8 protein-coding genes are annotated in these 11,993 nt (G+C 47.4%); all 8 read right to left on the reverse strand.

Features of this window, described 5'->3' with window-relative positions:
• Positions 1-242: 242 nt before the first annotated feature.
• Genes TM_RS06055 through TM_RS06090 form a run of 8 tightly spaced genes read right to left on the reverse strand, consistent with a single transcriptional unit; the run spans position 243 to position 11,982 of the window.
• Positions 243-1,295 carry a galactokinase gene (locus TM_RS06055; protein ID WP_004080140.1) on the reverse strand — a complete coding sequence of 351 codons (1,053 nt, stop codon included), beginning with the start codon at positions 1,293-1,295 and terminating at the stop codon, positions 243-245.
• Positions 1,292-2,248: a galactose-1-phosphate uridylyltransferase gene (gene galT / locus TM_RS06060; RefSeq protein ID WP_004080138.1), complete on the reverse strand. Its 957-nt coding sequence runs from the start codon at positions 2,246-2,248 to the stop codon at positions 1,292-1,294. Before galT ends, TM_RS06055 begins: the two co-directional genes overlap by 4 nt.
• Complete coding sequence (gene galA / locus TM_RS06065; RefSeq protein WP_004080136.1) at positions 2,245-3,903, reverse strand: alpha-galactosidase; 1,659 nt, start codon at positions 3,901-3,903, stop codon at positions 2,245-2,247. Before galA ends, galT begins: the two co-directional genes overlap by 4 nt.
• 5 nt (positions 3,904-3,908) lie before the next feature.
• Positions 3,909-7,163, reverse strand: a complete 3,255-nt coding sequence (lacZ, locus tag TM_RS06070) for a beta-galactosidase LacZ (protein ID WP_004080135.1) — start codon at positions 7,161-7,163, stop codon at positions 3,909-3,911.
• A 5-nt stretch (positions 7,164-7,168) separates the two neighbouring features.
• Positions 7,169-8,149 (reverse strand): ABC transporter ATP-binding protein, encoded by a 981-nt coding sequence (locus TM_RS06075; protein WP_004080134.1) that lies wholly within the window; start codon positions 8,147-8,149, stop codon positions 7,169-7,171.
• Positions 8,150-8,163: 14 nt separating this feature from the next.
• Positions 8,164-10,113 carry a beta-galactosidase gene (locus tag TM_RS06080; protein WP_004080133.1) on the reverse strand — a complete coding sequence of 650 codons (1,950 nt, stop codon included), beginning with the start codon at positions 10,111-10,113 and terminating at the stop codon, positions 8,164-8,166.
• Positions 10,114-10,125: 12 nt separating this feature from the next.
• Positions 10,126-11,085, reverse strand: a complete 960-nt coding sequence (locus tag TM_RS06085; RefSeq protein WP_004080132.1) for an ABC transporter ATP-binding protein — start codon at positions 11,083-11,085, stop codon at positions 10,126-10,128.
• Between the two features lie 21 nt (positions 11,086-11,106).
• On the reverse strand, positions 11,107-11,982 hold the full coding sequence (locus TM_RS06090) for an ABC transporter permease (RefSeq protein ID WP_004080130.1): 876 nt from the start codon (positions 11,980-11,982) through the stop codon (positions 11,107-11,109).
• Between the last annotated feature and the right edge of the window lie 11 nt (positions 11,983-11,993).

Consider the following 11,993-nt stretch of genomic DNA (forward strand, 5'->3'; position numbering starts at 1 on the left):
ATCTGTTAATCTTGCGCTAGCCCAGGGTTTCTGTTCCCTGAACTTACTCATTGCCGTCCACGATTCGATCAGATATCCTTCCACGTTTACAGTGTAGAAGAAGATGGAGAATATCAAAATGAACAGAGCGGTTGTTACCGCTATAGATGGAAGATAGTGCCTCAAATAAACAAAGATCGCAGATCCCCCCGAATCTGGAAATACCAACTTCATTTTAACAAAAAAGGGAGCTCATGGCTCCCTTAGATTTTTTGAACACCGTCTGAACTCTCTATCTCGTGGAAGATGAGATCTATCCCGAAACGCTTCCTGTAAGACTCCACCAGCTCTTCTTTTATCTTCCCAAAAGCCCCCTTCTTTGAAAGAACGATCACTCCCCCTCCGAATCCGCCACCGACCATCCTCGCACCGAGGATACCTTCCTTTCCTCTCAAATAATCCACGATGAAATCCGTTTCCTCGCAGGAAACTTCGTACAGGTCTCTGAGACTCTCGTGAGAAGAAAAGAGCAGTTTTCCAAGGGTTTCAAAATCTCCTTCTTTCAAAGCCTGAACACTTTTCAGGACTCTTTCGTTTTCTTCGAGCACGTGCTGGGCACGTTTTCTCAGGGTGCCTGAGAGTCTTTCGAGATCTTCTTTTGTCACTTCTCGAAAGCTCTTTTTCTCAAGCGTTTTCAGTACCTCTTCGCACTCCTGTCTTCTTCTGTTGTACTCCGAAGAGGAGAGCTCGTGTTTAACGTTCGAGTCGACGAGGTTGATCTCGTAACCCTCCAATTTCAGAGGAACGTACTCGTACTCGAGCGTCATCGTGTCCAGAAAGATCGCGTGGTCTTTCTTTCCAAAAACGGCCGTGAACTGGTCCATGATGCCACACCTGACCCCCACGAACTCCACTTCGGCTTCACGAGCGATCTTTACGAGTTCGAGTTTCGGAACGTTGAAACCGAAATATTCTGAAATCGCGTAAGCGGTCGCCACCTCGAGAGCGGCGGAACTGGAAAGACCCGCTCCTATGGGAAGATTGGAAGAAACGGAGATTTTAACAGGAGACACCCTGTAGCCCCTTTTTTCAAAAGAAGCGATGACTCCAGAGATGTAATCCGTCCATTTGTTGAGTTTCTCTATCTTTTCCATCTCCACCGTTTCGTTTACGTTTTCTGAGTGGAAGATGAATCTCTCTGAACCTTCTATCGAGAGAAACACGTATCTATTCACCGCAAACGGCAGAACGTAACCATCGTTGTAGTCGGTGTGCTCCCCGATGATGTTTATTCTTCCTGGTGCCTTCACTTTCATATTTCCACCTCCGTCTCTCTGAGTTGTCTCGCTGCTTCTTCGGGAACGACGGGGTTTATGAACGCCCATGTACCCGTCTCGACACTCGCCATCCACTTCAGTTTATCTCTGTCTCGCTTCGGTGGGTTGAACTCCACGTGGAAGTGGAAGAAGTGAGACACGTCCTCTTCGTTGAACGGTGCCTGAAAGAACATCATCATGTAGGGAAACTCCTGATCGAAGAGTTTGTCGTATTTTGCAGTCACCACCTTGAGAACTTTGGCGAACTCTTTCTTTTCTTCTTTCGAAAACTCCAGAAGAGTACTCACGTGTCTCTTCGGATAGATGTGCACTTCGTACGGAAAGCGTGCGTAGAAAGGAACGAGAGCGAGGAAATGTTCCGTCTCGTAAACTTTTCTCTCCTCTCCTTCGCTCTCCAGGACCTCGCAGATGGGGCACTTCCTTTTCTCTTCGTACCATTTTCTCATCGCGCCTATCTTCACTTCTATTCTCTTTGGAAGGAAGGGGAACGCGTATATCTGACCGTGCGGGTGTGGAAGGGAAGCACCGACTTCCTTTCCGCGGTTTTCGAAAATGAAGATATATTTCACAAAGTCGTGCTGAGAAAGGTCCCTTGTTCTGTCCACCCACATCTCAACGAGCTTTTCTATCTGCTTCAAAGGCATTCCAGGAAGTGCTGTGTTGTGATCCGAGGTGTAGACGACCACCTCGCAGACACCGCGGGACTCTTCTTTCCTGAAAGGTCCCTTCTCTTTCCAGTTCACAGGAGGTGGATCTTTTTTCAGAGAAGGATACCTGTTCTCGAAGGTGACAAGATCGTACTCCTCGGGAAGTTCGAGGCCTCCAACACAGATAGGACACTCCGTCTTCGATGGTTGTACCGGTCTTTTCTGTGTGGCTGCAGAAACGATCACCCATTCATCTGTGAGCGGATTGTACCTGAGTTCCATCATTCTCTCTCACCCTCTTCGTAGAAGTAGAAGTTTCTTCCGTCTTCTCTTTTGACGACTCTTTTTTTCAGGGAGGACTTTCCTTCTTTTTCCAGGTGGTACTCTCTGCTGTTCAGATCGACCACGATCTTGACGTTTCCTGAGAGAGTGCCAGACGAGACGATCTCGTATCTCAGATCCTCCGACATGATGTTTTGAACCCGTGGTCTTCCACCGAGGAGTTCGAGCGTTTCTTTCAGAACCTTTTTTCCATGATCTCTGACGAGCGAGAGATCATCGCTTTCTATGATCATGTTGTCGAGCACTCCACACGTGTACGAGTAGAGCTCCTTTTCCTTCTGTGTGAGATCCGTTTTCTCCTCTCTCAGTATCAGACAGTCGGGGTCGTTCAGCCAGAACCTGTCGTGCATGAAGTACCTCGTTATGGCGTTTCTCAGCGCCCATCTTGCAGCGGGAGCTCCGTTGTCTTCTATATGTTCTCCCCAGAACGGCGCAGTGTCAGGTCCTATCCTCATCCCGTCGACGCATCCCACTGCGGGAAGAAGGGGAGAGCCGCATCCGAGGATGAAAGAATCTTCTCCCACCGCTTTTCTGATCGTCTCAATCCCTTTTCTGAACGCCTGAATTGGTGTTATGTTCTTTTTTCTTTCTCCTGGAACGGCACCCGCGAAGAGAAAGTCGATCTTGAAGTACCTGTAGCCCATCTTTCTCAGAGATGAGAAGAGATCGAAAAGCCAGTTCAGAACCTCATCTTTCGAAAGATCGAGGGCGTATATCTTTTTGTTCCAGTTTCTGTAAGCCATCTTCGGCTCTCCGTTTTCCTTCACTACCCAGTCCGGATGTTCGTTGAATACATCCGAGGTTTCAGAAACACTGAACGGGGCGGTCCATATGCCCGGGATGAAACCGTTTTCCGCTATAACTTTTGCCATCTCTTCCACCGATGGAAAGTCTCCTCTTGTCACGAGCCAGTCACCTATGTCCTTTTCGTAGGCGTCGTCTATCTGGAAGACCTCGAACGGGAAATTCTTCGCGAGCTTCAGGTTCTTGAGGGTCTCTTCCCAGGTGAGATCAAGGAAGTAATGGTACCAGCTGCACCATCCAGTGGGTGTGTGTTTTGGAACTCTCGCGTTGTTTTCCATTCCGACGAGTTCCGCGTATTTCTCCAGAAGAAGGGGTGTGTTGGGATCCTCGAGTACAACGAGAGGTTCAAGAGGAACAAAGTCGTCGAACTCGACATCGAAATATTCGAGGTATGCCACAAGTTCCCCATCTTCCACAGCGAAGAAAGGATGTGCGATTTTCGAACTCAGAAAACCGTACACTTTTCCTTCTTCAGCCACGAAATAGTCGCTCTGGAGGTTCCTTTCAAGTACATCGGGCACCACCGAAGCGGTGTATCTCCAGTTCGGATCTATTTCAGGTGGTTTGAAAGAAAAGGCATCGACCACCCTGCACGGTCCCCAGGACTGCCAGTTGTTCACAAGTACCTTTTCCGGTGCTTTCGTTCGAAGAACCTCAAGCCTTCCCGGACTTCCCTTCACCCTGCCGGAGATCTTCCAGCCAAGGTGTATCTTCTCCACCGCGAACTCAACTGTGAAGTTTTTCTCTTTGAGAACGAATCTTCCCTCTCTGAAGGTCTTTCCGAATATTTCCACACAGATCACCTCACGTAGATAGTTTTTCTCGTGTTCAGATTAGTATGTATCAGATGTTCACCCTTCTTCAATCCTTCTACTTTGAACACCAGCTCTTCCTTCTTGAAGGGTGGAATCACCACTCGCCTCACCGAGTATTCGTTTCCATCAACAAAGAGAACCACCTGTTTTTCCTTGCTCAGTGGAGTGTCGTTCAGAAGGGAAAATTTCACTCTCAGGGTGTCTCCTTCGCGTATCACGTCTTCTGAGGACATCTCAACATGGAGCGTTTCAGGGATCGCCGCAAGAACCCTCCAGGATGGAATCTCTTCGCTAATCCTCATTCTGAAAGAAAAGCGATACGGCTTTGGTAGAAGCCTGTACTCCAGATGAGGCATCGCACCCCAGCTGTCGTCTCCTCCAAGGCCCATCTGTCTGAAGTCCACGTTCACGGTGACGAAGTCCCTCTCCGGGAGTTCACTTATGTGCTGAACCCTCTCGAGATCCTCCATGGAAAAAGGCCAGACGCTGAAGTCTATCTGCGGCATGCCCGACACAAAGAGTTTTGTTTCACCATCGGAAAGCGCGAACCATCTCACGTCCGATCTGTTCCCCGTTTCCTGGGGCCTGACGTACCTGTGCATCATCTCACCGACAGCTTTTCTGTACCTTGCGAAAAGACCACTTTCTTTTCTGTCCCAGTAAGTCTCGTGCGGTCCCCTTCCGTACCACTCCACGGTGCCGAACTCTTCAGGAACCGTGAACTGAAAGCCAATCCTTGGAATCTCCGGTACATCCTCAGCGGGAATCAGAGAAAGGTCCACTAGGACGTCTCCATTTCCGAAAACGGTGTATGTTGTGTACACCCAGCTGTTTCCCGGAAGCTGAAAAACACTATGGACAGAAACACGATTTTCTTCCTTTTTCCAGTGCATTTTGAAGAGTTTTCTCTCTTTCGATGCCCTCTTCCAGATGGCGAGCCTCTGTGGCATTCTGTTTCCGATGTCGTTGTCGGTTGGAACCCTCCAGAAGTTGGGAACAACGGGACTTTTCAGGATCTTTTTTCTTCTGTGAAGGATCTGCTCCAGAAGGCCTGTGAGTTTTGAGAAGACGTACACCGTGTCTTTTGCTTCAACGGTGAGATGTTTCCCATCCTCCCTGAGTGACACTCCATCTGAAATGGATTTTTTCTCAAATGCCGGTGCTTTCAGAAGGAACTGCTCCCACGCCACAACGTGGCCTTTTTCTGCCCAGGGGGTATCCTCAGAAAGGGAGAAACTGATCTCGAGGAAATACTCAGAATCGTCCATTTCTGGGAGTGGTATCTTCAAGAGACGCTTTTCTCCAGGTTCAGCGAAGATCTTGAAGGTTTTTTCTTCGATGACTTCTCCGTCTTTTCTGATTTTCCAGGCGCCATCGAACATCTCAAGGTTCGTGAATAGATACCTGTTTTCCACCTCATAAGTGTCTTTCGATACCTGTCTTATTTTGACGTTCTGATAGACCTTCTTCACCTCGTAAAGTTCCGGCTCAGGTGTTCTATCGGGCAGTACCACACCGTTTATACAGAAGTTTCCGTCATTCGGTGTGTCACCGAAGTCACCACCGTACGCCCAGAATTCTCTTCCGTTCTCGTCTTTCTTTCTTATTCCCTGATCCACCCAGTCCCAGATGCAACCTCCATGAAGGTACGGATACTTTTCTATCACGTCCCAGTAGTCCTTCAGATTTCCCACACTGTTTCCCATCGCGTGGGCATACTCACACATGATGAAGGGCTTTTCCCTCTTCTTTGAAGCGTACTCAAGAAGAATGTCCATCTTCGGATACATGAGAGAGAAAACATCGACGTAGTACGATTCTCCCCTCCTTGTTGTTCCCTCGTAATGGATAAGTCGCGTGTTGTCTCTTTTCTTTATCCAGAGAGCGGCTTTTTCGAAATTCACTCCATCTCCCGCTTCGTTCCCGAGAGACCAGAAGATGATACTGGGATGATTCTTGTCGCGCTCGACCATCCTTTTGATTCTGTCGAAATGTGCCTTCTCCCATTCCCATCTGTTCGCAAGGGTCACTTCAGGATCCCAGTCTATACCGTGGGATTCGATGTTTGCCTCGTCTATCACGTAGAGTCCAAAGTAGTCACACAGATCGTACCACTTCGTCTGGTTCGGATAGTGTGATGTGCGAACCGTGTTTATGTTGTGCTGCTTCATGAGCTTTATGTCCTGAATCATTCTCTCCACTGTCACCGCATGACCCCTGTCGGGATCGAACTCGTGTCTGTTCACTCCCTTTATGTAGAGAGGTTTCCCGTTGAAAAGAAGCGTTCCGTCTTTTATCTCTATCTTCCTGAATCCGAAGTTGACTTTCTTTTCGTCCTCTCCCAGTTTCAGCTTCAGAACGTACAGGTGAGGTGTCTCCGCGGACCACTTCTTCGGATCTTTCACGTCAAAGGCAAAGGAAAGGACTCTGTCCTCCGGCTTTACTGTCTCTTTCACGAGTGTTTTTTCGTCTCCATCCGGTGTGATGAGTGTTACTTCAAGGTCTTTTTCTTCTTCCTCACCGAGATTTCTCATCTCTACGTCCAGAAAGATCTTTCCGTTTCTGTAATTTTCATCCAGATCCGTTCTCACGAACACGTCCCTGATGTGAAACTTCGGCAGCGCGTACAGATAAACGTCCCTGTATATCCCCGCAAACCACCACATGTCCTGATCTTCGAGATAGCTTCCATCGCTCCACTTCAGAACCTCAACGGTGATCAGATTCTTCCCTGGTCTTAGAACATCGGTGAGTCTGAATTCAGCGGGCGTGCAGCTGTCTTTGCTGAAACCGATCTTCTTCCCGTTCACCCACAAATAGAAGAAGGATCGAACACCTTCAAAATGCAGAAAGATCTCCTTTTTAAACCAATCCTCAGGTATCTCGATCCACCTTCTGTACACCCCGGTCGGATTGTCGTCTTTTGGAACAAAAGGAGGGTTCGGTTCAAATGGATAAACCACGTTCGTGTAGATGGGCTTTCCATATCCTTTCATTTCCCAGTTGCTTGGAACTTCTATCTCATCCCAGTTCGAGTCGTCGAATTTCTCCGAAAAGAAATCCTCCGGCACCTCGAAGGGATTTTTCGCGAAGAGAAACCTCCAGTTCCCGTTCAAAGAGATGAATTCCTCAGGGTACTCCCATTCCCCGCTGAACGGGTCCAGATAGGGTATGAAGGAAGCGTGTGACTTCTCCGTTCCTTCACTCACAAGCTGTGGGTTTTCCCATTCGTAGGGCATATTCTTCACCCCTCCATTAAAAAACAGGCCACTTTATGACCCGGTTTTATCTCCTTTAAAAGTGGTTCTTCTTCCCTGCATCTCTGGCTGGCATGCGGACACCTCGGGTGGAATCTGCACCCCGGTGGGGGCGCTACCAGTGAGGGTGGCGAACCGGGAATTCCTGATCTCAGTTTCTTATCACCGATCGCTGGAAGAGACTGTATCAGATAACGTGTGTAAGGATGGAGAGGATTTTTGAAGATTTCCAGCGTGGGGCCCTCCTCCACGATCTTTCCTGCGTACATGATCGCCATCCTCGTTGTGATCTGGGCGTGCACACCCATATCATGAGTTACCAGAACAACGGTGTTTTTCAGATCATTTTGAATCTTTCTTATAAGCTGCATAACAGCTCGCTGAGCCACCACATCGAGTGCCGTCGTCGGTTCATCAGCGAATATGACGCGCGGTTTCAGGACCGTGGCGAGTGCTATGGTAACCCTCTGTCTCATACCTCCCGACAGCTGATGCGGGAACATGTTCAGAACTCTCTCAGGAAGGCCAAGATCCTTCAGATGCTGAACTGCGAGGTCGAGAAACTCCTTAGTCTGCTTTTTAACGTGACTGCTCAGAATTTCTATGAACGTATCTCTCACTCGCTTTACGGGATTGAGAACGTGCATTGATCCCTGTGGAATGTAAGAAATAAAACTCCACCTCAATTTCCTTATTGTTTCGCTTTTCAACAATGTTACATTCGTAGGCCTTCCTTCTATGTTATACAACAACTCACCATCCATCAGACGTAGCGGTGGATCGAGAAGAGCAAGCAAGGCCTTCAAAAGCGTGGACTTTCCACAACCCGATTCACCAGCTATGCCGTAAATTTCGTTAGGTAGTATGTCGAGGCTAACGTTATCAACAGCTTTTACCACTTTTTTACTGCCCCAAAGGTCAAGCACGTAATAAGCTTTCAAATTCTTTCCCGATATCAACGTTTCCATCTGCTGGATCCCCCTCAGCGTTCGTTTTCCTTCCATATCAGCAGTCCATAGGGAGGAATCTTTTGATCTCCTAGAACTATCTGAACTTTCGTTGGTATTTCTAAATCTACCTCCTCAGAGGTGAAATTGAAAGAAAAAACATATTCACCTCTCCTTTGAATGCGTACTCCTTCTGGCATCCTTTTCGTTTCAATTCCTGATTCTTTTGAAAGTGCTTCAAAGAAATCTACGAGAAAGTCTCCATTCGGCCAGAAAGCAAGGTAGAAGACGTTTTCCTTTCGAAAGATGGCTCCAAAACCATCTTTGAATCTTGCGATCACTTCCGTGATGGTGGGGTCCACATCCTCTCTCCATATCGAGACAGGGTATTCCTTACCGTTCCAAACAAGTGTCTCAACATTATCTCCAAGGCTTTCAACCTGTCTCACTTCAACGGGTATGATCTCCTTGAGAAGACCTGGGGGCATTTCTGGTGGTATCTGGAATGTCTCTGTTTTGCTTCCGCTTCTTGGGCCAAGTACGAGAAGACCGTCGTATTTTTTGAACGTGTCCAGAACCTCCTCCTTCACGATGGCAAGGCTTGGAACAACGATCATTTTGTATCCGTCCAGTGAAGATCCAGGGGGTACTATATCCACGTTCAGACCGAGTCTTCTGAGGGCACTGTAGAATCTGAAGACAAGATCGATGTAGTTCACCCCCTCGCCGTGCGGTTGTATGGAGAAGACCCACGCCGTTTCATAATCGAAGACAAGTGCCACTTCGCTTTCCACGGGCTCATTGATATCGATGTTTTTGAGCTCCTCGAAAACCTGCTTTACCTCGTGGTATCCAGGGTAAGGTGCTGAATCCGGTGCCAGAAGTCCAGAGTGCATCTGCTCCTGCGCAAAAGGTGCCTGTCTCCATCTGAAGTAGGAGACCACCTCCGCACCGTGTGCGAACGCCTGCCACGTCCAGAGTCTCACCGCTCCCTTGGCGGGCCAGAGATTGTAAGGAGCCCAGTTCACAGGTCCTGCTTGCTGTTCCATCACCCAGAATCTTCCTCTGCCCACTCCCCGGTACAGATCGTGCGAGAATGAGATGATGTCCGGGTGTCCCACTCTGTCGAACGGATTTTTTGTCTCACCCTTCATTCTCAGAAAAACGAGGGTGTGTCCGAGCGGGTAATTGTCCCAGGTTGCGAAATCCAGGTCTTTCGAGAGTTTGTAATGATCAAAATCTGTGAAACCGGACATGAAATTGTGTGTGATGAATCTTCCCGGCGAATACTCCCTTATTATCTCCACCTGGAGCTTGTTGAATTCCACCACTTGGTCGGAGGCTAACCTGTAGTAGTCGAGAAGATGCGACGGGTTCGGGTCGGCAGGGGTGAGATTCGGAAGCTCTATTTCGTCGAAGGATCGATACTCCTGGCTCCAGAACACTGTTCCCCACGCTTCATTCAATTTCTTTATGTCTCCCTCGTACTTTCTTTCCAGCCATTTTTGGAAGGCTTTTTTGCACCTCGGACAGTAGCACCTCACCGTATCGTGACAGCCGTACTCGTTGTCCGTCTGCCAGCCTGCGACTGCCGGGTGTTTTCCGTATCTTTTCACTATTATGGTGACGATTCTTTTCACTTCCTCTCTATAAACAGGGCTGGAGAAGCAATAATGTCTTCTGGAACCAAAATTTTTCACCCTGCCATCTTTATCAACGGGAAGGATCTCCGGGTGTTCATCGATGAGCCACTTCGGAGGTGTGGCTGTGGGAGTTCCCAGTACGATCTTGAGCCCCATCTTCTCTGCCAGCTCAAGTGTTTTGTCGAGCCAGTCCCAGTTGAACTTTCCACGCTCCGACTCTATCCTGCTCCAGGCGAACTCTCCAATCCTCACGTACTCTATCCCGAGTTCTTTCATCCTTCTGAAGTCTTCTTCAACTTTCTCTGTTCCCCAGTGTTCTGGATAGTAACAGACGCCGAGCATCACAGTCCCCCCTCACTTTTTGTAGATATGACATTTCACCAGTACTCCATCCACGAGAACATCATCTGGCTTCTCACGTCTACAGATTTCCTTCACGTAAGGACATCTTCCCGCGAATTTGCAACCTTCTTTCAGATATTCTTCGTATTCGGTGTCTGAGACTGTGATTTCTCTGGACCATTTCTTTTCCGGATCAGGATCGGGAATGGATTCACGAAGCAGTTGTGTATAAGGATGCTTTGGATCAATCAACACTTTGTCAACAGGTCCCGTTTCTACGATGTTTCCCCGAAACATGATGGCTATTCTGTCACTCACGTAATACGCCGTTGCTAGATCATGCGTGATGTAAATAACACTGACTCCCAGCTGATCCCTCAACTTTGCAAATAAATTGACAATGGACATTCTCAGTGATGCGTCAACCATCGAAACTGGTTCGTCTGCGATCAAAAGAGAGGGATTACTCAAAAGTGATCTTGCGATGGAAGCCCTTTGAAGCTGCCCACCTGAAAGTTCGCTTTGATAACGACCATTAATATCTTCAAACTTCAGCCCAACAAGTTGGAGTTTCTCATCTATTAATTTCTCTGCTTCGTTTCTTGAATTTGCAAGTCCGTAGTTCATAACAGTTTCGAAGAATATATCATCTACCGTGAGCAGTGGATTAAAACTCTCAAAAGGATTTTGAAAAACTGCCTGCACCTTTCTCAAAAAATCTTTTTTTCTCTTTTTCCACCATTGGATGCTATTGCCTTCAAAAATAATATCGCCACTGGTTGGTTCTTCAAAGCCCAATATCATTTTGGCAGTTGTAGATTTTCCACAACCGCTTTCTCCAGCAAGGGTAAAGATCTCTGCCCTCTTTAAAGAGAAAGACACATCGTCAACAGCCGTTATTTTCGATCTGAAAAGAAGAGAACCTATTGAATACACCTTGGTAAGATTCTTAAGAATCAGTGTATCTTCCACGCAATAACACCTCCGTTATTGCTACTTTCCAACACCTACTCTCTGAAAACGTGCCCTTGGATCGAGATACTCACTTATACTCACCGATAACCAGTAAAGGGCTATGAAAAGCAATATAGCGGTTACTATGGGAGCAGCAAGCCACCACCATAGCCCAAGGAACAAAGCTTGTCTGGTTATAGCTCTCTGAAGCATGGTCCCGAGTGTCGGAACGGTAGGATCTATTCCTAATCCCAAGTAAGCCAAGGTAATTTCCATCCCGATTGCCCACGACATGTTGTTTATAAAGGTCGTGAATATCACTGGTAAAACATGAGGAAGAAGCTGCTTACCAACGATTTTCATGGTTGACATACCGGAAAGAACTGCTACACGAACAAAATCTCTTTCCCTAACGCTGAGTACCTGAGATCTTATAACACGTGCATCCCAAGCCCACGAAAAGAACGCCAGTAACAGACCCAGGTTGACAAACGATCGAGCCCAGTCTTTTAGAATCATGGAAATCACTATGAGAACAATCAAAATTGGCAGAACCATTGTTGTGTCTCCAATTGTCATCAACACCTGATCCAATGCTCCACCTTTATAACCCGATACTATTCCAACAATAATTGCAATGATACGTGAGAAGAAAGCTGTTATGACAGCTATCAAGAGTGAATTTCTAACAGCAAATGTTAAACGCCAGAATACATCCTGACCGAGCCAGTTAGTACCAAAAGGATGTTCAAAAGAAGGGGGAAGTCCACGTGGTACCTGGTATATACTTACGGGATCATACGGCGATACATAAGATAATAGAGATAGAACAAGAAGGAACAGCAAGGCAATAAAAGCTACCGTGAATCGATAATCTCTAAAAAGATCTCTGAAAACTCTTACTATTTGTTTCATCTTCTCACCTT

This window comes from Thermotoga maritima MSB8 (assembly GCF_000008545.1).
GTDB lineage: Bacteria > Thermotogota > Thermotogae > Thermotogales > Thermotogaceae > Thermotoga > Thermotoga maritima.

Coding starts and splice junctions, on each gene's coding strand:
- TM_RS06055 (WP_004080140.1), bottom strand. CDS start 1,295: ATGAAAGTGAAGGCACCAGGAAGAATAAACATCATCGGGGAGCACACC.
- galT (WP_004080138.1), bottom strand. CDS start 2,248: ATGATGGAACTCAGGTACAATCCGCTCACAGATGAATGGGTGATCGTT.
- lacZ (WP_004080135.1), bottom strand. CDS start 7,163: ATGCCCTACGAATGGGAAAACCCACAGCTTGTGAGTGAAGGAACGGAG.
- TM_RS06075 (WP_004080134.1), bottom strand. CDS start 8,149: ATGGAAACGTTGATATCGGGAAAGAATTTGAAAGCTTATTACGTGCTT.
- TM_RS06080 (WP_004080133.1), bottom strand. CDS start 10,113: ATGCTCGGCGTCTGTTACTATCCAGAACACTGGGGAACAGAGAAAGTT.
- TM_RS06090 (WP_004080130.1), bottom strand. CDS start 11,982: ATGAAACAAATAGTAAGAGTTTTCAGAGATCTTTTTAGAGATTATCGA.